The sequence below is a fragment of the Promicromonospora sp. AC04 genome (assembly GCF_003058225.1).
Lineage (GTDB): Bacteria > Actinomycetota > Actinomycetes > Actinomycetales > Cellulomonadaceae > Promicromonospora.
On sequence record NZ_QBUG01000006.1, the window covers coordinates 76,176 to 97,223 of the forward strand.

Consider the following 21,048-nt stretch of genomic DNA (forward strand, 5'->3'; position numbering starts at 1 on the left):
ATGGCCACGGACGATCTGATGTCGCGGGCGCTGGCGGCGCTGGGGGAGGACGGCGCGCCGTCGGTCGAGGTGATCCACGCCCTCGCGGACCTGACCGGGACGCCCGAGCCCATGACGATCGCCGAGGCCGCCGCCCACCTCGACGTCTCGCCCCACACGCTGCGCTACTACGAGCGGTCCGGCCTGGTCGCGGTGTCCCGCGACGCCGTCGGCCATCGGGTGTACGACGCCGAGGCGGTGCGGCGCCTGGTCTTCCTCACCCGGATGCGGCTGTCCGGCATGCCGATGCGGGACCTGCAGCACTACGTCTCGCTGGTCGACGCCGGGAAGCAGACCGAGCCCGAGCGGCTCGACATCCTGCTCGAGCACCGCGACACGATCCGGCGCCGGATCCGGGAGCTGACCCTCTCGCTGGCGGCCACGGAGTACAAGATCGCCACCTACGGAGGTTCGACGGGGCCGGACGTGTGACGCTCCGCAGGGCACGTCGAGAACTCTTGAGGTGCCCTGCGGCGGGTCAGCTCACCTCGAGCTCCCGCACCGTCAGGTCCTCGAACGTCGCCACCCCGCCAGAGGAGAAGAGTCGGATGTGGTTGTCGCCGGCCAGCGGGAAGACCCTGTGCGAGTGCACGATCCGGCCGTCACCCACGAAGACCTCGACGCTGGCGTGGTCGACCAGGGCTCGGAAGCGAAGGCGTCCGGCCGTCCGGTCGACAGGTGTCTGGGACTCGCCCCCGGCCGGGTTGAAGGTCGGGCGCCGGTTGACGAAGACGAACCCGCCGTCGAGGTAGGCGCCCGCCGCGACGTGCCGCCCACCGCCGGGCGCCCGGCAGAGCTCGAACCCGATGTTGCCGGGCCGGTTCGCGGGGTCCCACACGAGGTCGCACGAGATCTCGTACGCTCTCGCGGTCACGTCGAGATCGCGCGTGCCGTCGACACTGACGTCGCCCAGCCGGTGGGTGCGGGTGACGTGGTCGGAGAGCGCCGCCGTCGGCTGCGATGCGAGGTAGTAGGTCCCGTCGTCGCCACGCTCGAGTCGCACGTCCCGCACGATCATGTCGTCGCCGTTGTAGCCGTCGGTCGCCATGCTGGGTGCGTTGTGGGGGTAGTCCCAGAAGTTCGCCCACCCGAGCGCGTGACGGATGGCGGAGTCCTCGGTCCCGTCCGCTCGGTGGTGCGGGTAGGTCACGGCGCCGTAGAAGTCGTACCCCCAGTCGAGCCACTGCGGTTCCGCCTCGTCCGGGACGAAGCCGGCCCCGTCGAAGCCACCGGTCCAGTAGGCGTACGTCGCCGGAAGCCCGCGTCCCTTGCCGTTGGCGCTGGTTCCCAGGATCCAGTGGTCCGAGCCGTCGCCGGCTCGCATCGGGAAGATGTCGGGGCACTCGAGCAGCCCGATGTCGTCCCGCACGAACTCACCGACCCTCTCCCAGCGGTGCAGGTCGTCCGACGCGTAGAACCCGATCCGGTGCCCCTCGGCGTTCGCCATGAACCAGCGCGACCGCGCGTCGTCCCAGATGACCTTGGGGTCCCGGAAGTCGTGCTCGCCAGGGTTCGGCAGCACCGGGTCGGTGCCACCGGCCTGGAACGTACGACCGCGGTCGGTCGAGTACCACAGGTACTGCGCCTGCTTGCCGGCGGGCGCCTGCGTGACGAGCGCGATGACGGCGCCGGCCCCGTACCCCGCCGTGTTCGCGTGATCGACGACGAGGCATCCGGACCAGCAGTCACCGTTCGGATTGGTGTTCTTCGGGATGGCGACACCCTGGTCGGCGAACGAGACATGGTCACGGGTCGTGGTGAGCCGCCAGGCCGTGCCAGGGCCGCCGGCGAGGTAGTCGGCGTTGTACAGGTAGTAGTAGAGGTACTCGCCGTCGAGGTAGACGGGGCGCTGCGGGTCGTTCTTCCAGTTGTCCGGGACGCTCAGGTGGTAGGCGGGACGATAGGTCTGGTGCACGCGCCGGTCTCCTCTGCGCTTGTCGGGTGCAGGGCTCGCGGAGGCGTGGGCCGCCGCACCGGTAGGCCCGAGCGCGCCACCCGCGGCGCCGGCGGCGAGGCCGCTGGCCGCACCAAGGATCAGGGCTCGGCGGGTTGGCTGGATGGTGTTCATAGGGGTCGACCTCTCTGTCGCGATTGCGTGCGCTGCGTCGTGTTGAAGCGGGCGTGGTCAGGGCGTCGGCCAGAGCTCCCGGGTCCGGTCGTCCCAGGCGTCGGCCATGTGCCAGCCGTCGAGGCGGGTCACGGTGACCGCACCGGAGGGAGCGGCGAGCTCGACGCCGGTGGCGTCGAGCCGGGTCGGATAGACCCGCGCGGTGAGCGGCCGGCCGTTCGCGAAGACCTCCAGGGCCGAGTGGTCGACGATCACCCGCAGCCGCACCGCGCCGTCGGGCCCGGCCGGGATCTCGCCCGACCGGGGCGTCGCGTCGACGGCGGGGTCCAGGCTGGTCCGCGAGCGGTCCAGGCGCAGCATGACCGCGCCGCCTTGCTCGCGCTCGAGCACGAGGCGCGTGCGCTCCCCGGCAGGGTCGTCGACCTGTCCGGCGGCCCGGACGTCCAGCTCGAGGCTGCAACCCGGCGCCAGGACGACATCGATCTCGAGGTCGAGCTGATCCCCCGAGATCTCGACGGCCCGGCGCTCGCCGCCGCCCAGCAGGCCCGGGGCGGTGCTGATGCCTTCGCGCCGCAGCAGGCTGACCTCGGGAGCGGGCTCCTGGGCCAGTGCCCCGTCGGGCGACAGGGTCACCTGCCGAGGCAGCGACATGACGCCCGACCATCCGGCGAGCAGCGCCGCGGCGTCCGGCCTGCCCTCCTGCAGCCACCCGAACATCAGGCGCCGGCCCTGAGCGTCCTGGAAGGACTGCGGAGCGTAGAAGTATCGGCCGCCGTAGTCGAGTCGACCGAGGCGGTGCGGCGTGAAGGCGTCGCCCGCGTAGGCGCCGATCCAGTACAGCGGGTGGTGGGTGACCCCCTCGTCCCACGCGGAGAAGACGAGGACGTCCGTGGTCGCGTCCTGGCCAGGGAGCCGGAACAGGTCGACGCACTCCCACATCGTCCCGGTCCAGTCCGGGTCCCCCAGCGCGCCGATCGACGCGTCGCCGACCACGAGCGGGCCGACGTACGTCCAGGAGCGCAGGTCGGCGGACTCGTACAGGAACGCGGCGCCGCCCCGGCCCCGGATGCCCGATCCCACGAGCTGGCGCCACCGGCCGTCCTCCCGCCAGACGCAGTGGTCGCGGTATGCGGTGACGTCCACATCCGGGGGAGTGGCGGCGATGACCGGGTTCTCCTTGACCGGTGTCCAGGTGCGCAGGTCGGCGGAGCCGACCGCCACGCACGGCAGCTCGCGCCCGGCGTGCCGCCCCGAGTACACGACAGTCGGGGTCCCGCCGTCGTCGACGAGAACGCCGGACCAGCATCCTTCGGCGTCGGGTCCGGTCTCGCCGGGGACGAGCGCGACCGGTTCGTCCGTCCAGTGGACCAGGTCGGTGCTGGTGGCGTGCCCCCAGTGGATGCGGTCGTGGACGGGTGAGTAGGGGTTGTACTGGTAGAAGAGGTGGAACGTCCCGTCCCACTGGCTCAGACCGTTCGGGTCGTTGAGCCATCCGGCCGGCGAGACGAAGTGGAAGCGGGGTCGATGCGGGTCGGCCTCGGCGCGCTCGACCATCCCGTCGTCGGCGCGTCGTGCGGTGCCGACGGTCAGCTCGTTCATGCAGCTCTTTCCTTGTCCGGGGCGGGCGGTGTTCAGGCGGAGGCCGTTCCGGCCACGTCGAGAGCCCGGCGGGCCACCTCGGCCTGCGGGCGAAAGCGGTGGCAACGCACGGTCCAGCCGGGTGCGACGACATGCTGTACCGGCGCGTCGTCCCGGCACTGCTCGTCGGCCCCGTAGGGGCACGTCGTGGCGCCGAGCACCTGCGCACGCAGCGCGGCCCGCTCGACCGGGTCGAACGTTCCCGCGCGGCGCGGGTCCGGGACGGCCGACAGCAGCAGCCGGGTGTAGGGGTGGGCGGGATCGGCCATGAGGGCCGTCGACTCGCCCGCCTCCACCACCTCGCCGGCGAACATCACGGTGGTCCGGTCCGCGACGTACCGTGCCGCCGCGAGGTCATGGGTGATGTAGAGCACGGAGATGCCCCGCTCGTCGCGCAGGCGCCGCATCAGGTTGAGGATCCCGATGCGCACCGACACGTCGAGCATGGACGTGGGCTCGTCCGCGAGGATGACCTCCGGCTCGACGGCGAGCGCGCGGGCGATCGCGACGCGCTGACGTTGGCCGCCGGAGAGCTCGTGGGGATACGCGTCGAGCATTGCCCGGTCGAGGTCGACGGTGTCCATGAGCTCGGCGAGCCGGCTCCTGAGTGCGGCGTCCGAGGCCGTGCGGCGGTGCAGCCGGAGCGCCCGCGTGAGGAAGTGCTCGACGCGGTGCGCGGGGTTCAGGGAACCGAACGGGTCCTGGAAGACCATCTGCACCTTGGCCCGGTACGCGCGAGAAGCGCGCCGCGGCTCGGTCTTCAGCACGTCGACGCCGTCGACCAGGAGCGTGCCCGACGTCGGCTGCTCGAGGCGCGCCAGGCAACGCGCGATCGTGGACTTGCCGCTGCCGGACTCGCCGACGAGGGCCATGATCTCGCCCCGCCGGACGTCGAGGTCGATACCGCCGAGCGCCCGGAACGTGGCACTCGAGAGGAGTCCGCCGACCGGGAAGTCCTTGACCAGCCCGCGGATCTGCACCACCGGCGTGGCGGGGTCGGCGATGCCGGCCCGGCCGGGTGCGTGGTCGGTCGTGGCACTCATGCTGGGACCTCCTGGTCGTGGGGTTCGTCGTGCGGCGCCACCCAGTGGCCTCCGGCCACCTCGACGAGGTCGCCGATGCCGGTGAACCGCACGCCCTCGGCTAGACCCCTGAGCTCGGTGCGGGGCCCGGTCAACGGCGGGAACGCGTTCATCAGAGCGCGCGTGTACGGGTGCCGCGGTTCCGCGAGGATCGTCGCGGCGGGTGCGGACTCGACGAACCGTCCGCCGTACATCACGGCCATCCGGTCGGAGAGCTCGATCATGAGCGACATGTCGTGCGTGATGAACAGCACGGCGAAGCCGAGCTCCCGGCGCAGGTCCGCGATCTGCGACATGATCTCCTGCTGGACGACGACGTCGAGCGCCGTGGTGGGCTCGTCCATGATGAGCAGCCGCGGGCGCAGCGCCACGGCCATCGCGATCACGACGCGCTGTCGCATACCACCGGAGAGCTGGTGCGGGTAGGCGCGCAGGCGCGAACGTTCGATCTTGACGAGCTCCAGCAGGTCACCGGCGCGCCGCCGCGCCTCGGTGCGCGAGACACGTTCGTGCGTGGTGAAGACGTCGACGATCTGGTCGCCGATGGTCATGACCGGGTTGAGCGAGTTCATGGCGGACTGGAACACCATCGCGACGTCGCGCCAGCGGTGGCTGCGCAGCTCGTCGTCCGGCATCGCGAGCACGTCGCGCCCGCAGAACCGCACGCTCCCCCCGGTGATGACGGCCGGCTCGCGCAGCAGGCGCATGATCGCATGGGCGACCGTCGACTTCCCGCAGCCGGACTCGCCCGCGAGGCCGAAGACCTCACCCTCGCCGATGGTGAACGAGACGCGGTCGGCACCGACGACCGTGCGGTTCTCGCTCCGGTACTCGACGGTGAGGTCGCGCACCTCGAGCACGGGGGCCGCGCCGTGCCCGTTCGCGCCTGCGGGGCCCGTGACGGCTTCCGCGGCACCGGACACGGCCGTCCCGCCGCCGGGCGCGCGCACCCCGGCGCGCCGACGCCGGGGCACGCGCAGCCGCGGGTTCGTCACCTCGTCGACCGCGTAGTTGAGGAGCGCGAGCGCGAAGGCGACGAGCGCGATGCACAGACCCGAGGGCAGGAAGGCCCACCAGGCACCGACCATGAGCGCGCCGTCGTTGCTGGCCCAGTACAGGTTGGTGCCCCACGAGACGACCGAGATGTCGCCGAGGCCCAGGAACTCGAGCCCGGCCTGGCTGCCGATGCCGAAGATCACCACGCCCAGGAACGTGCTCATGACGATGGACGCCATGTTGGGCAGGATCTCGCGGAACATGATCCAGCCCGGGCCTTCGCCGGTGACGGTCGCCGCGGCGACGAAGTCCTTCGCCCGGATGGACAGCGCCAGCGACCGCAGCACGCGCGCCGCCCCGGCCCATCCGGTGACGATGAGGACGACGATCACGGTCCCGGTGCCCGGCGGCAGGAAGGCCGCCAGGACGACGAGCAGCGGCAGCCCCGGCAGGAGCAGGAAGACGTTGGTCACGAGGGACAGGAAGTCGTCGGTGACCTTGCCGAAGTAGGCGGCGGCGAGCCCGACCGTCACGCCCACCAGGGTCGCGGCGAGGCCGACGAGAAGCCCGACCGCGAGCGACGACCGGGCGCCCCAGAGGGTGAGGGCGAGGACGTCCTGACCCTTGGCCGTAGTTCCGAGCAGGTGCTCGGCGGACGGCGCCTGGGAACCGGCGTCGGTGATGACCATGGGGTCCCCGGGGGCCAGGAGGGGCGCGAGGAGTGCGAGCGCGCCGAAGAGCAGCAGGATCCCGACGCCGACGGTCGCCTTACGGTTCCGGAACAGGCTGCGCAGCAGCCCGCGACGAGGAGCGGGCCGACCGGCGGGCCCTGGCGGGGGCGACGCGTCGGATGCCAGGTCGGGGCGCGCGTTCGGGGTGGGACGTGAGCCGACTCCCGAGGGGGCGCCGAGGGATGCTGACGTGGATTCTGTGACGGACACGGTCTCGGTCTCCTTGGCTCCGTCAGGAGACCCGCACGCGCGGGTCGAGACGGACATAGACGATGTCGACGAGGAAGTTCACGATCAGCACGGCCGCCGTGATCGTGAGGAAGATGCCCTGCATGAGCGGGTAGTCGAGTCCCTGCACGGCGGCGAGGAGCTGGTAGCCGACGCCGGGGTAGGCGAACACGACCTCGGTCAGCAGCGCTCCACCGACCACGAAGCCGAGGGACATCCCGAAGGACGTCACGGCCGGGAGCATGGCGTTGCGCGCCGCGTAGCGGAACATGATGCGGCCCGGGCGCAGGCCCTTCGCCTCGGCCATGACTATGTAGTCCTCGGCGTTCGTGGCGATCATCGTGTTCCGCATCGCGAGCATCCAGCCGCCGATCGAGACGACGACGATCGTGACGGCGGGCAGGACGAGGTGCAGGGCGACGTCGCTCACGAACTCGCCGGTCCAGGCCGGGGAGCTGCCGGCGCTGAACGCGTGGCGCAGCGGGAACCACCCGAACGAGACCCCGAACAGGTAGAGCGCGCCCATCGCGAGCCAGAAGTACGGGAACGAGCCGACGAAGACGAGGACCGGCGGCAGCATCGAGTCGAGGAACCCGCCGCGTCGCCACGCGGCGAGGATGCCCAGGAGGTTGCCGACGACGACGGCGATCAGCAGCGCCGTCCCGCCCAGGAGGAGGGTCCAGCCGATCTGCCCGGCAATGACCTCGACGACGGGTGTCGGGAAGCGGGAGATCGAGACTCCCATCTCCCCCGTGAACACGTTGCCCAGGTAGTCGAGGTACTGCTGCCAGAGCGGGCGGTCGTCGACCCCGAAGAGCTGGCGCAGCTGCAGGATCTGCTCGGGGGTCATCCGGCTCTGGGAGCGGGCGAACATCCGCGAGACGGGGTCGCCCGGCATGAAGCGCGGAAGAAGGAAGTTGAGGGTGATGGACACCCAGAAGGCGAGCAGGTAGAAGCCCAGTCGCCGCAGGACGAAGTGCACGGCGTCCTCCGTTTTCGGTGCGGTGCGGGAGGTGTGATGGTGTGGCGCCCGGCCGGCGCGAGTCACGCCGGCCGGGCGTCGGTCAGCCCTGCGCGGGCTCGAGGGTCGTGAGCACCAGCACCGTGGTCGGAGCGCGCGTGCTGAGCGTGGCGTACGGGTCGTCCTCGGACGGCCAGCCCGTGAACCGGGCGTCGGTGTATGCGCCCCACTCCGGGCCCGGGAACAGGGGGATCACCGGGGCCTCGGCGTCGAACTCGGCCTGGAGCTCGTTGACGATCGTGCGCTGGGCGTCCTGGTCCGTCGTCGCGGCGAGCTCCGTCAGCAGGGCGTCCGCCTGCTCGTCGCCGAACCGGTGGTAGTTCTCCAGCGTCTGCTCGCCCACGGGCTTGACCGTCTCGGTCGACATCGTGCCGCGGTAGAACTGGTACGGCGTCGGGGCGTTGTTGCTCCACACGATGCCGCTGTCGAAGGAGCCCTCCTCGTAGCCCGCCACCACGGCTGACCAGTCGGGCGAGTCGACGGTGGCCTCGACACCGATCTCGGCCAGGTTCTGCGAGATGATCTCGGCGACCGACAGCCAGTCGGACGACGTGGAGCCCACCGAGATCGTGACGGTGAAGGGAGAACCGTCCTTGAGCGTGCGGTTCCCGTCCCCGCCGCGCGGGTAGCCGGCCTCGTCGAGCAACGCGTTGGCGGCCTCCACGTCACGCTGCGTCCACTCGCAGGAGTCGGCCAGGGACTGGTCGCGCCACGTGTCGTAGCCGCCGGACAGACCGGTGCAGTCCGCGGGGTGGGTGTAACCCTGCATCGCGACGTTGACGATCTGCTCGCGATCGATCGCCATGCTGAGCGCCTTGCGGACGTCGACGTCGTCGTACGGCGCCTTCGTCGTGTTGAGCTGCCAGTTGATCATCGAGCCGGTCGGCGGGAACCAGTAGTGGTTGTGCTCCGGGTCCCGCGCGACGAACGCCTGCTCGATGTTGGGGATGAACTGCGGCGCCCAGTCCACCTCGCCGTTGGCGGCGGCCAGGTTCGCGCCGTCGTTGCCCGCGAACGCGAGCATGCGGATCGACGGGATCTTCTGCTTCTCGGGCTGCCAGTAGCTCGGGTTCGGCCCGAGGTCGAACGACTGGTTCTCGAAGCTGAGCACCTCCGTGTACGGCCCGGTGCCGACCGGGGTCTCGTTCGCGTCCTTGGCCGGATCGTCCACCTCGGACCACACGTGGTCCGGGATGATGATCTGCTGACCGATCTCGTAGAGGGCCGGCGAGCTGACGCGGTTGAGGTGGAAGACCACGGTTGCGTCGTCGACCGCCTCGGCCTTCTCGAGGTAGTCCAGCCCGCCGAGAAGCTTCTTCTGCAGCTCGAACGTCGTGACGACGTCCTGGGCCACCAGCGGCTCGCCGTCGGACCACTGGACGCCGTCACGCAGCGAGAAGGTCAGCTCCTTCCCGTCGTCGGACGTGCGCCACTCGGTCGCGAGCCACGGCGTCGTGCTGCCGTCCGCCGGGTTGTAGACGAACATCGGCTCGTAGACGGCCTGCTGGGTCATGGGGGCGACGGTCGGCGAGAACGGGTTGAAGTTGCGCACGAAGGTCCCCATGTCCTCGCGCGGCACGATCAGTGGCACAGCGGAGGCACCCTCGTTGGTGCCACCGCCGGAGCCGCCCGTCCCGCATGCCGCGAGGGCAAGGGCGCCGGCGAGCGCCAGCGCGACCACGCGCGCTGCGCGCCGAACCGGGCGAAAACGTGTAATCATCGGTATCGCATTCCTCTCTTCATCGCTGAAGGCGAAGGGTGGGTGTTGTGGTCGCCGGGGTTGATTGGCGTCAGACCGACGACCGTTCGAGCAGCGGGCAGTCGATCGTCACGGTCTCCGTGCCGATCGACTGACCCGTTGTGAGCGCGGCGAGCATGTCGACGCCGCGAGCGCCCATCTCCTGGAAGGGAAGGGCGATGGTGGTGAGCCGCGGACGCAGGTACGCGGCGATGAGCTCCTGGTTGTCGAACCCCACGACGGCGACGTCGTGAGGGATCGCGAGGCCACGCTCCTTGATGGCGTCGTAGGCCCCCATGGCCATCCGGTCGTTGCCGCAGAAGATCGCCGTCGGGCGGTCCGCGCGATCCAGGAGCTCGCAGGCGGACGCGTACCCGCCGTCGGCGGTGGCATCGCCCGCGACCACGAGCGACGGGTCCACCGGGACGCCGGCTGCGCCGAGCGCCTCCTCGTAGCCCTGCCGGCGGCCCACGCTCGCGGGGATCGTCGGGTCGAGCGTGATGAACCCGATGCGGGTGTGCCCGGCGTCGAGCAGCCGCTGTGTGGCGCGCCGGCCCCCGCCCACCTCGTCCGGGACGACGGCGGGGAGGCTGCCCTCGGCGTCGAAGCAGTTGACGAGCACGGCCGGTACCTCGCGGACGACGTCCGGCACGCGGACGGCCCGGTGCCAGGTGGCGGCGTAGAGGATCCCCTCGACGCGCTGCTCGAGCAGCTTCTCGATCCCGGCGGCCTCGGTGGCCACCTCCGGCTCGCTCGAGGTGATCAGCAGGAACTTGCCCTGCTCGAGAGCGCGGTCCTGAGCGCCCTTGATCACGTCGACCGCGAACGGCGCGGTGACGATCTCCGTCACGATCCCGTACCAGTCGCTCCGGCGCGCCGCGAGCGCGCGGGCCCCAGCGTTCGGGCGGTAGCCCAGCTCGGCGGCCGCGTCGATCACGCGGCGACGCGTCTCGTCGGGGATCCCGGCGTCGGCCCGGTCGTTGAGCACGAACGAGACCGTCGTGCGGGAGACGCCGACCCGCTCCGCGATGTCGCCCATCGTGGCGCCGCGTCGCGGACGCCCGCCCCCCTCGCTACGGGGGCGGCGGCGTGTGGCATCGCTCGTCGACATTGACGCTCCTTCGTACTAACGCGCGTTAGGAGAGGAACTTACGCGCGTTAGGAACGGGCGTCAACCCCCGGATCGCGATCGGCTATGGGTTCCCGGCCGCCGGGGGCCCGGCCAGCCTCGAGGGCCACCAGATTGCCCGGCCGACGTCGTAGGACAGGGCGGGGACCAGCAGCGACCGGACGGCGAACGTGTCGAGCAGCACGCCGAAGGCGACGATGAAGGCGAGCTGCGCGAGGAAGAGCACGGGGATGACCGCGAGCGCAGTGAAGGTCGCGGCGAGCACGAGGCCTGCCGACGTGATGATGCCACCGGTCAGTCTCAGCCCGCGCAGCACACCCTCCCGCGTGCCGTGCGCGAGCGACTCCTCGCGGACGCGGGTCATGAGGAAGATGTTGTAGTCGATCCCGAGCGCGACGAGGAACACGAAGCCGAACAACGGCACCGCCGGGTCCGCACCGGGGAACCCGACAGCGTTGAACACCAGAGCGGCCACGCCCATGGCGGTCCCGAAGGACAGCACGGTGGTGAGGACCAGCAGCACGGGTGCGAGCACGGCGCGCAGCAGCGGCATGAGGATCAGGAGGATGACGACGAGCACGAGCGGCACGATGAGGGCACGGTCCCGGATCGACGCGTCGTTCGTGTCGAGGTCGGTGGCGGACTCGCCGCCTACGAGCGCCTCGGGCACCGCGTCGGCGTAGGCGGTGCGCAGGTCGCGGACGGTCTGTTCGGCGGCCGCCGAGTCCGCGGCATCGCCGAGCGTGCCCTGGAGCAGCACTGCGCCGTCGGAGACCACCGGCTCGGGCGCGGCCGCCTCCACGGGTCCACCCGCCACGCCACCCGGCCGGCCGGCCGCCTCGATGCCGTCGGCGGTCACCGGAGCGGTCCCGCTGGGGGTGTCCGCGGTGACGGCCACCTGTGCTATGCCGTCCTCCCGCAGCAGGACGTCGGCTGCCCGCTGCAGCTCGCCCTGCGGCGCGACGACGTAGACCGGGCTCCCGGAACCGGCGGGGAAGTGCTCTGCGAGCCGCTCCTGCCCGGTGCGTGCCTCGGAGGAGCCGAGGACAAGCTCTGACTGCGGTACGCCGGAGGCCTGAAGCTGTGTGATCCCCGCGGCGCCGAGGGCGAGGGCCACCGCCGTCGTGATCCAGATGGTCCGGGGCCGGGTGCGGATGCCGCGGGAGACTCGCCCCCACAGCCCGCGGTCCGGGGTGCCGGCCCGCGCCGCGGCGGGGTCGTACGCCGGGCGGCGAGGCCAGAACGCCGCTCGGCCGAGCGCGAGCAGCAGCGCGGGAAGCAGGGTGAGCGCCGCGAGCATCGCGAACACGATCCCGACGGCGGCAACCGGGCCGAGGGCGCTGTTGGAGCGCAGCTCGCTCAGTAGGAGGCAGAGCAGGCCCGCGATGACGGTGCCGCCCGACGCGAGGATCGGCTCGAACGAGCCGAGCAGGGCACGCCGGGTGGCGGTCCACCGGTCAGGGGTGTGCGCCAGCTCCTCACGGAAGCGCGCGACGTACAGGAGGGCGTAGTCGGTCGCCGCTCCGATGACGAGGATGAAGAGGATGCCCTGGGTCTGTCCGCTGAGCAGCAGCACCCCCGACCGCGCGAGGTGCCAGACCGTCAGCAACGCAAGGCACAGCGCGAACATGCTGGTCGCGAGCACGGCCAGCGGCAGCAGCAGCGAACGGTAGACGACGATGAGGATCACCAGCACCGCCGCGAGGGCGACGCCGAGCAGGATGCCGTCGATGCCGGCGAACGCCGACACCAGGTCGCCGGAGAAGCCCGCGGGGCCCGTGATGTACACCTCGACGCCGTCGGGCAGGCCGGTGCTCAGTGTCTCGCGCAGCTCGCCCGTTGCCTCGCCGAGGTCGGCGGAGCCGGACAGCGGCACGAAGGCCTGCGCGGCGGCGCCGTCGTCGGAGGGGATGGCCGGGGAGACGGCGCCGTCCACGGCGTCCAGGCCGGCGACCACCTTCAGCCGCTCGTCGACGGCGGCGAGGTCGTCGCCGGTGAGCCCGTCCGCGGAACCGCCCGGCGCGACGAAGACGATGATGGCGGGCAACGCGTCACCCTCGGTAAAGCCGGAGAGCCGCCCCTGTACCTCGGTCGCCTCGGCGGTGGCGGGCAGGTACGCGGTGCGGTCGTTGGACGAGACCTCGTCGACGCGGCCGAAGTACGGGCCGCCGATCGCCGCACCCACGAGCCAGGCGAGGATGAGCACGGCCGGCACGGTCACGCGGAGCCAGCGCGGCACGCGCAAGTGCGGGTCGGGCGATGACGCGACGTGCGGGGTGGATCTCACGAGGCCCGGCCCTGGCGGTCGAGCAGGACCGGATCCGGTGACCAGAGCCGCATGTGCCGGCACCTCCCGTCGATGGCCCTCGTCTCAGCGTAAGTCCGCCGGCCGTCGTCGGACGCGAACGCCGCCTCACCGCTCAGGGTCGGCGCGGCGCCGCGCTCGACCGGCGCTCGCGGAGCTCGGCGGCGATCTGGGACTGCACGGCCTCGGTCCGGCCCGCCAGCCGTTCGAGCAGGAGCCGTACCGCCTCGCGCCCCATGACGATGCCGCTCTGGTCGACGCTGGTTAGCGAGACGAGCGGGTGCCGGGCGATCGGGACGTCGTCGTAGCCCACCACCGACACGTCGCTCGCGTCGAGACCGGCCTCCGCGACGGCGCTCAGCACGCCGATCGCGAGGGTGTCGTTGCCCGCGAAGATCGCCGTCGGGCGGTCGGGGGAGTCGAGGAGCGCGCGGGTCGCCGCGTGGGCCTCCGAACCGTCGAACAGCGTGTGGATCACCGACGGCTCGACGCCGAGCGCCTGCATGTGCTCGCGGTAGACGGCGTTACGGATGACGTGCGGCTCGTCGCCGGCCTGGCCCGCCCAGGGCGGCTCCGGCCGGGACGGGTGGATGGTCAGGTGGGTGATCCGCCGGTGGCCGAGCTCGATGAGGTGCGACATGACCTGCTCGGCGCCGGACCGGTCGTCGCCGGTGATCGTGTCGTAGCGGTCCGACCTGTCGTGCCTGCCGATCATCACCAGGGGAGTGTGCTCGGCGATCCGTTCGAGCCAGGCGGGGTCGACGCGCGGCGAGATGGCCACGATGCCGTCGACCTGGCGGTCCGCGAGGCTGTTTATCGCCATGTCGCTCTTCTGGTCCCGGCCGAGCGGGGCGATGATCATCTGGTACGGGGTGCCGGCGAGCACCTCCGTCGCGCCGTCGACGATCATCGTCAGGAAGTCATTGCCCACCTGGGGGATCTCGAACCCGAGCGTGAAGCTCGCCCCCCGCATCGCCCGGGCGGCCACCCGGGGCCGGTACTGGAGGCGCTCGATCGCGGCCTCGACCTGGGTGCGCATCCGGTCGCTGACGCCGTACGCGTTGCGGATCACCTTGGACACGGCCGCGCGCGAGACGCCGGCCTCGCGGGCGACGTCCTGGATCGTCGAGGGCCGGGGGCCGGGATCGGCGCTCGGCGGCGGCGTCGGAGCCGGCGACCGGGCGTCGTCCCGCCTGGGTTCTGCTGAGGTCACGACTCTGTTCCCGATTCTGTAGATCGGTTGACACCCTACAGGGCCCTCGCTAGCGTGGTCCCGCTGAAAGGATTCATTCGACGGAGTGTAGATCGCTCTACGATCCTTTCGCTCTACAAGGAGGTAGAGAGATGTCCCACGCATTTCGTGCACGCAGCACTCGTCATCGTGTGGTGGTCGCCGCGGCAGCGGTCCCGCTGCTCGTCCTCGCCGGCTGCTCGTCGTCCGGTGGAGACACCGGCACCACCGAGATCACCTTTCTCACGACCAACGACGCGCCGAACCCCGAGGTCGCCGACGCCCTGGTCGAGGCCTTCGAGGCCGAGCACCCCGACGTCTCGGTCTCGGTCGAGATCCGGCCGGGCGGCGCCGAGGGTGACAACCTGATCAAGACCCGGCTGTCCACGGGGGAGATGGCCGACGTCTTCTTCTACAACTCCGGCTCCCTGCTGCAGGCGCTCAACCCGGACTCGACGCTGGTGAACCTGAGCGACGAGGAGTGGGTCGGCTCGCTCACCGAGGAGTTCGTCCCCGTCGTGAGCACCGACAACGGGACCTACGGCGCACCGCTGGGCGCGTCCTTCGCCGGCGGCATCGTCTACAACAAGCCGCTCTACGAGGAGCTCGGGCTCACGGTCCCGGAGACCTGGGACGACTTCATGGCGAACAACGAGAGGATCGCGGCGGAGGGTGACGGCGTCGCGCCGGTCATCCAGACCTACGGCGAGACGTGGACGAGCCAGCTCTTCGTGCTGGGCGACTTCGCCAACGTGACCGCCGTCGACCCCGAATGGGCCGAGCAGTACACGGCGCACCAGCGGTTCTACGCCGACGAACCCGCGCTCCTGGGGTTCCAGCACCAGCAGGAGGTGGCCGAGGCGGGCTTCTTCAACGAGGACTTCCCGTCCGCGACGTTCCCGGACGGCGCCCGGATGGTCGCCGAGGGTGAGGGCGTCCACTACCCGATGCTGTCGAACGTGATCCAGACGATCCTGCAGAACACGCCCGACGCCGTGGACGACATCGGCTTCTTCGCGCTCCCCGCCACGGACGCGGAGAACACCCAGGCGACGATCTGGCAGCCGAACGCGGTCTACATCCCCAAGTCGACCGAGGGCGCCGAGCTCGAGGCGGCCAAGGAGTTCGTCGCGTTCGTCAACAGCGAAGCCGGGTGCGACATCCAGAACGAGCTGCTCCCGCCCGCCGGACCGTACGCGGGCACGTGCGAGGTGCTGGACTCGGCGCCGCCGCTGCTCGACGACATCCAGGCCTACTTCGACGCCGGCAAGACCGCCAACGCCCTGGAGTTCATCTCGCCCGTCAAGGGGCCGAACCTGGAGCAGGCGACCGTCGAGGTGGGCTCCCAGATCCGCAGCGCCGAGGACGCCGCCGCCTTCTACGACCAGGACGTCGAGAAGCAGGCCAAGCAGCTGGGCCTCGAGGGCTGGTGATGTCAGCCGCAACCGAGGTGCGGGCCGCCAGACGCCGCCGGACGGCGGCCCGCACCTCCCTGACCCAGCGCGCCACCTACCCGTCGTGGTTCTACCTGCCGGCCGGCGTGCTCTACCTGATCTTCTTCGCGATCCCCACGTTCGCGTCGTTCTACTTCAGCCTCACGCGCTGGACGCTGTTCGACGTCGAGTTCATCGGCCTGGAGAACTACGTCCAGTTCTTCTCGGAGCCGCAGCTCTCGCGCGGGTTCACCAACACGCTGGTCTACGGGTTCGTGACGTCGGGCGCCAAGGTGGTGCTCGGGCTGGCGCTCGCCGTGCTGCTCACGTCGCAGCTCATCGGCCGCGGCTACCTGCGGTCGGTGGTGTTCTTCCCGGTGCTCGTGTCCACGATCGGCGTCGGCATCACCTTCACGGCCCTGCTCGACCCGTTCGACGGCGTGGTCAACACGATGCTCGCCGCGTTCGGGATCGACGGCCCCGGGTGGTTCACCGACCCGAACATGGCGCTCCTGACGATCGCCGCCGTCGACGTCTGGAAGGGGCTCGGCATCGCGACGCTCATCTACATCGCCGGCATCGTCGCCATCCCGCAGGAGTACTTCGAGGCCGCACGCGTGGACGGCGCGGGCCGCTGGCAGCAGTTCCGCTCCATCACGCTGCCCCTGGTCCAGCCCGCAACGGCGACCGTCATCATCCTGTCCCTGATCGGCGGGCTGCGGTCGTTCGACCTGATCTGGGCGACCACGGGCGGCGGGCCGGGGTTCACCAGCGACGTCATCGGCTCGGTCATCTACAAGCAGTACCAGGCCGGCTTCTACGGGCTGTCCACCGCGGGCAACGTGATCCTGTTCCTGGTGGTCACGGGAATCATGGTGCCGATCTCGATCCTGCTGAACCGGAAGGCGGTCGAGCTATGAGGCGCAACGGTTCCTGGGCCGTCGGCATCGTGGCCATCCTCGTGTCGGTGGTCGTGTTCCTCGTGCCGTTCGTGTTCATCTTCTTCACGGCGTCCAAGGACGCGTCGGAGGCCTCCCGCCTCGAGTTCTCCTGGCCCACCACCTGGGCGTTCGCCGAGAACCTGACCGAGGTGCTCGCCACGCGCGACGGCATAGTGGTGCGGGCCTTCGTCAACAGCACGGTCCTCACCGTCGTGAGCGTCGTGATCATGGTGATCCTCGCGGCGATGGTGGGCTACCTCCTGCAGCGGCGGCAGTCGCGGATCAACGGGGTGGTGAACTTCTTCGTGCTGGCGGGGCTGATTGTTCCGCCGGCCGTGGTCCCGACCGTGTGGGTGCTGCAGAGCATCGGGCTGTTCAAGACCATGCCCGGCCTGATCCTCATCGAGGCGACGTTCGGGCTCTCGTTCTGCATCCTGCTGTTCCGCGCGTTCGTCGCGACGATCCCGCGGGAGCTCGACGAGGCGGCGATCATCGACGGCGCCGGACCGCTGCGCCTGTTCTTCACCGTCATCCTGCCGCTGCTGCGGCCCGTGATCATCACGATCGTCGTGGTGCAGGCCGTCAACGTGTTCAACGACTTCACCAACCCGCTGTACTTCCTGCCCGGCGACGAGAACGCGACCGTCCAGCTCACGCTCTACAACTTCACGAGCCAGATGGTCAGCCAGTTCAACCTGCTGTTCATGGACATCCTGCTGATCACGGTCCCGCCGCTGGTCATGTACATCTTCTTCAACCGCCAGATCGTGGCCGGCATGACGTCCGGCGCGGTCAAAGGCTGAGAGAGGTTCATTGATGAACAACACCCCTTTGCCCACCGACGGCGCCGCGACCTCCGTCAGCCGCGTGCGCGTCGAGCGCCGCACCGACGGCGCCTTCGCCGACAACCCCACCCCGCGGCTGAGCTGGACCGTCGAGTCCGCCGTGCCCGGCTGGTGGCAGGCCGGCGCCGAGGTGCGGCTCGACGGTGACCAGGTGCGACGCCTGGACACGGACGAGTCCCGGTTCGTGCCCTGGCCGTTCGACGCCCTGGCGCCGCACGCCCGGCACACCCTGGAGGTGCGCGTCACCGGCACCGACGGCGAGATCTCACCGTGGAGCGAGCCGGTAACGGTGCGCAGCACCTTCCTGGCCGACGGCGAGTGGGCGGCGTCGTTCGTCGGGCTCACCGACCCGGCCGAGCCCGCCACGCCCGGCCTGCTCCGCGCCGAGCTCGACCTGGACGGCGAGGTGACCCGCGCGACCCTCTACGCGTCCGCCCACGGCGTCTACCAGGTGGAGATCAACGGGCAGGACGTCGACGACGCCGTGCTCAAACCAGGCTGGACGGCCTACCAGCACCGCCTCGTGCACGAGGCCACCGACGTGACCGCGCTGCTCCGGTCCGGGGCCAACGCCGTCGGCGTCCGCCTGGCCGGCGGGTGGTGGACCGAGCAGTACGGCTTCCACGGTGCCGCCCGGACGTTCTACGGCGACCAGCCCGCCGCCGCGGTGCAGCTGCACGTCGAGCTCGCCGACGGGACCACCCGCGTCCTGACGACCGGGCCGGACTGGCGCGGGGCCGCGACCGGACCGGTGGTGACCAGCGGCATCTACGCGGGCGAGCGGATCGACGCCGGCCGTGCCGTACCCGGCTGGAGCCTGCCCGGGTTCGACGACTCGGCCTGGCCGGCGGTGCGGGTGGACGCGTCCGACGTCGTGCCCGAGCCCGCCATCGCCGAACCCGTGCGGCGGGTCGACGAGCTGCCCGTGCGGGAGGTCATCACCACGCCGTCCGGCCGGACCGTGCTGGACTTCGGTCAGAACCTCGTCGGCCGGCTCCGGGTGCAGGTCATGGGGGAGCGGGGGCAGGTCATCACGCTCCGCCACGCCGAGGTGCTCGAGGACGGGGAGCTCGGCGTCCGCCCGCTGCGGGCCGCCGCGGCCACCGACCACCTCGTGCTCTCCGGCGGCGCGGACGTGTTCGAGCCCGAGTTCACCTTCCACGGGTTCCGGTACGCGGAGCTGGACGGCTGGCCCGGCGAGCTCGACGTGGAGACGGCCAGGGCGGCGATCACCGTCGTCGTCGTCAGCAGCGACATGCGCCGCACCGGCTGGTTCGACAGCTCGGACGAGCGGGTCAACCGGCTGCACGAGAACGTGGTCTGGGGGATGCGCGGCAACTTCGTCTCCCTGCCGACCGACTGCCCGCAGCGCGACGAGCGCCTCGGGTGGACGGGCGACATCCAGGTCTTCGGCCCGACGGCGAGCTACCTCTTCGACAGCGACGCCTTCCTCGCGTCGTGGCTGCGCGACGTCGCCGTCGAGCAGGCCGACCGCGGCGGCGTCTGCCCCATCGTGGTGCCGTTCGTGCTGTCCTTCGGGTCGGCGCCGGCCGCCGCGTGGGGCGACGCGGCGACCGTCGTGCCCTCGACGCTGCTCGAACGGTTCGCCGACCGGCGGGCGCTCGCGGAGCAGTACGCGAGCATGCGGGCCTGGGCCGACGTCCTGCTGGGTATCGCAGGGGACCGCCTGCTGTGGGAGGGCATGTTCCAGTTCGGGGACTGGCTCGACCCGGACGCGCCGCCGGACGACCCCGCGGGCGCGAAGGCGGACCCGGACATCGTGGCGAGCGCCCACCTGGTGCGCTCGCTGCAGCTGGTCACCGCCGCGGCGCGGGAGCTGGGCGACGACGCGGCCGCCGGCCGGTACGGCGACCTCGCCGAGCGGGCCCGGCAGGCCTGGGTGCGGGAGTACACGACCCCGGCGGGGCGGGTCGTCTCCGACGCGCAGACCGCCTACGCGCTGGCCATCCGGTTCGACCTCGTGGACGGGGCGACGCGCCAGGTGATGGGCGACCGGCTCGCCTGGCTGGTGCGCCGCGCGGGCTACCGCATCGGCACCGGGTTCGTGGGTACGCCGATCATCCAGGACGCCCTCACCGTCACGGGCCATGCCGACGTCGCCGCCCGCCTGCTGCTCCAGACCGGCGTGCCGTCCTGGCTGTACGCCGTGACGATGGGCGCGACCACGGTCTGGGAGCGGTGGGACAGCATGCTGCCCGACGGGAGCATCAACCCCGGCGAGATGACGTCGTTCAACCACTACGCCTTCGGCGCCGTCGCGGACTGGCTGCACCGCACCGTGGCCGGGCTCGCCCCGGACGCGCCCGGTTACCGGCGGCTGCGGATCGCGCCCGTGCCGATCGCGGGCCTGGACCGGGCCTCGACCCGGCACGAGACCCCGTACGGGATCGCCGAGGCCGGCTGGGCGGCCCGGGACGGGCGGCTCGTGGTGCGGGCGATGGTGCCCCCGAACACCACCGCGGTGGTGGTGCTGCCCGGCGCGGCGTCCGGCGACGAGACCGAGGTGGGCTCCGGACGGCACGAGTGGACCGTCCCCGACCCCCGGGTGCGGGCCGAGCCGCGGCCGGTCACGCTGGGCTCGACGCTCGGCGAGATCGCCGACGACCCGGAGGCGTACGCGGCGGTGCTGGACGCCTTCGACGCTCTCGGCCCGGAGTCGGGCACCAGCCTGCGCTCGCTCAAGGAGTGGACCGACCAGCGCACCCTTCAGGACGAGCTGGTGCGGCTGCCGTCCGGCGCGCCGGACCGCCTGCGGGCGGCGCTCGACGAGCTCAACTCCCGCAGGCGGCCGGCCTCCGTCACACCGAGTCCTTGGTGATGCTCCAGCCGCCGTCGACATTGAGCTCGACGCCCGTGATGAACGACGCGCGGTCCGAGCAGAGGTAGGCGATCGCGTCGGCGACCTCGGACGCCTCACCCAGGCGTCCGAGGGCCGTCGCCGCGGCGGCGCTCGCCCGCTCCGCCTCGCCGACGCCGTCCCAGTGCGGCGTGAGCACGGGGCCGGGCAGCACGCTGTTGACCCGGACGGCGGGCGCGTACTCGGCGGCGAGCTGGCGGGCCAGCCCGGTCATCCCCGCCTTGGCCGAGGCGTACGCGGCGCGGCCCGGCAGCCCGAAGCGCGCGTGCACCGACGACACCATGACCACCGAGCCATGCCGCGACGCCGTCAGGTCGGGCAGCAGTGCCCGCGTGCCGAGGAACGCGCCCGTGAGGGTGACCCGCAGCTGAAGCTCCCAGCTGGACAGCGGTGTGTCCTCGAGCGACGCGATGCTGGTCGCGTACGCGTTGTTCACCAGGATCGCGGGGTGGCCGACCTCGGCGCGGCAGGCGACGACGGCGTCGGCCCAGGCGGACTCGTCGGAGACGTCCATGACCGACGCCGCGGCCCGGTGCCCGGCGGCGCGCAGCTCGTCCCGGACGTCGAGCACGGTGGGCGAGAGGTCTACGAGGAAGACGCCGGCACCCTCCTCCGCGAGCCGAAGCGCGGTGGCGGCGCCGATACCCCTGGCGGAGCCGGTGACGACGGCCGTGCGACCGTCCAGGGCGAGTTCACGCGTCATCGTAGAAGTATCGGGCATCGGTGGGCCGGACCGCGCGGCCCG

The 21,048-nt window shown here is 71.4% G+C and carries 15 protein-coding genes and 1 pseudogene; 5 read left to right on the forward strand and 11 right to left on the reverse strand.

Going from position 1 to position 21,048, the window contains the following annotated elements:
• Complete coding sequence (locus C8K30_RS16655; protein ID WP_108494038.1) at positions 1-471, forward strand: MerR family transcriptional regulator; 471 nt, start codon at positions 1-3, stop codon at positions 469-471.
• A 46-nt stretch (positions 472-517) separates the two neighbouring features.
• Here the strand turns inward: C8K30_RS16655 and C8K30_RS16660 are convergent, their stop codons facing one another.
• The 10 genes and pseudogenes from C8K30_RS16660 to C8K30_RS16700 form a co-directional block, all read right to left on the reverse strand.
• Entirely contained in the window at positions 518-2,107 is a 1,590-nt protein-coding gene (locus tag C8K30_RS16660; RefSeq protein ID WP_108494039.1) for a glycoside hydrolase family 32 protein, read from the reverse strand.
• A 57-nt stretch (positions 2,108-2,164) separates the two neighbouring features.
• Complete coding sequence (locus tag C8K30_RS16665) at positions 2,165-3,706, reverse strand: glycoside hydrolase family 32 protein (protein WP_108494040.1); 1,542 nt, start codon at positions 3,704-3,706, stop codon at positions 2,165-2,167.
• Between the two features lie 32 nt (positions 3,707-3,738).
• The gene (locus C8K30_RS16670) at positions 3,739-4,788 is read right to left on the reverse strand and encodes an ATP-binding cassette domain-containing protein (protein WP_108494041.1); all 1,050 of its coding nucleotides are present in this window, start codon (positions 4,786-4,788) and stop codon (positions 3,739-3,741) included.
• The gene (locus C8K30_RS31290; RefSeq protein WP_233257263.1) at positions 4,785-5,687 is read right to left on the reverse strand and encodes an ABC transporter ATP-binding protein; all 903 of its coding nucleotides are present in this window, start codon (positions 5,685-5,687) and stop codon (positions 4,785-4,787) included. The genes C8K30_RS16670 and C8K30_RS31290 overlap by 4 nt, the downstream gene beginning before the upstream one ends.
• A gap of 144 nt (positions 5,688-5,831) precedes the next feature.
• Positions 5,832-6,821 (reverse strand): annotated as a pseudogene (locus tag C8K30_RS31295) (ABC transporter permease); the annotation flags it as partial.
• Positions 6,787-7,764 carry an ABC transporter permease gene (locus C8K30_RS16680; RefSeq protein WP_108494043.1) on the reverse strand — a complete coding sequence of 326 codons (978 nt, stop codon included), beginning with the start codon at positions 7,762-7,764 and terminating at the stop codon, positions 6,787-6,789. The pseudogene C8K30_RS31295 and the gene C8K30_RS16680, both read right to left, overlap by 35 nt.
• 82 nt (positions 7,765-7,846) lie before the next feature.
• Complete coding sequence (locus C8K30_RS16685) at positions 7,847-9,523, reverse strand: ABC transporter substrate-binding protein (RefSeq protein ID WP_233257224.1); 1,677 nt, start codon at positions 9,521-9,523, stop codon at positions 7,847-7,849.
• A 70-nt stretch (positions 9,524-9,593) separates the two neighbouring features.
• A complete protein-coding gene (locus tag C8K30_RS16690; protein ID WP_108494044.1) occupies positions 9,594-10,652 on the reverse strand; it encodes a LacI family DNA-binding transcriptional regulator in 1,059 nt (352 codons plus the stop codon).
• A gap of 82 nt (positions 10,653-10,734) precedes the next feature.
• Complete coding sequence (locus C8K30_RS16695; RefSeq protein WP_108494045.1) at positions 10,735-12,957, reverse strand: MMPL family transporter; 2,223 nt, start codon at positions 12,955-12,957, stop codon at positions 10,735-10,737.
• A gap of 133 nt (positions 12,958-13,090) precedes the next feature.
• Positions 13,091-14,188, reverse strand: a complete 1,098-nt coding sequence (locus tag C8K30_RS16700; protein WP_108494046.1) for a LacI family DNA-binding transcriptional regulator — start codon at positions 14,186-14,188, stop codon at positions 13,091-13,093.
• Between the two features lie 131 nt (positions 14,189-14,319).
• Here C8K30_RS16700 and C8K30_RS16705 point away from each other — a divergent pair, with 131 nt between their 5' ends.
• Genes C8K30_RS16705 through C8K30_RS16720 form a run of 4 tightly spaced genes read left to right on the forward strand, consistent with a single transcriptional unit; the run spans position 14,320 to position 20,264 of the window.
• Complete coding sequence (locus tag C8K30_RS16705; RefSeq protein ID WP_108494047.1) at positions 14,320-15,639, forward strand: ABC transporter substrate-binding protein; 1,320 nt, start codon at positions 14,320-14,322, stop codon at positions 15,637-15,639.
• Positions 15,639-16,559 carry a carbohydrate ABC transporter permease gene (locus tag C8K30_RS16710; protein WP_108494048.1) on the forward strand — a complete coding sequence of 307 codons (921 nt, stop codon included), beginning with the start codon at positions 15,639-15,641 and terminating at the stop codon, positions 16,557-16,559. Before C8K30_RS16705 ends, C8K30_RS16710 begins: the two co-directional genes overlap by 1 nt.
• A complete protein-coding gene (locus C8K30_RS16715) occupies positions 16,556-17,383 on the forward strand; it encodes a carbohydrate ABC transporter permease (RefSeq protein WP_108494049.1) in 828 nt (275 codons plus the stop codon). Before C8K30_RS16710 ends, C8K30_RS16715 begins: the two co-directional genes overlap by 4 nt.
• A gap of 13 nt (positions 17,384-17,396) precedes the next feature.
• On the forward strand, positions 17,397-20,264 hold the full coding sequence (locus tag C8K30_RS16720; protein WP_108494050.1) for an alpha-L-rhamnosidase: 2,868 nt from the start codon (positions 17,397-17,399) through the stop codon (positions 20,262-20,264).
• Here the strand turns inward: C8K30_RS16720 and C8K30_RS16725 are convergent.
• A complete protein-coding gene (locus C8K30_RS16725; RefSeq protein ID WP_108494051.1) occupies positions 20,245-21,006 on the reverse strand; it encodes an SDR family NAD(P)-dependent oxidoreductase in 762 nt (253 codons plus the stop codon). The genes C8K30_RS16720 and C8K30_RS16725 overlap by 20 nt on opposite strands.
• Positions 21,007-21,048 lie beyond the last annotated feature (42 nt).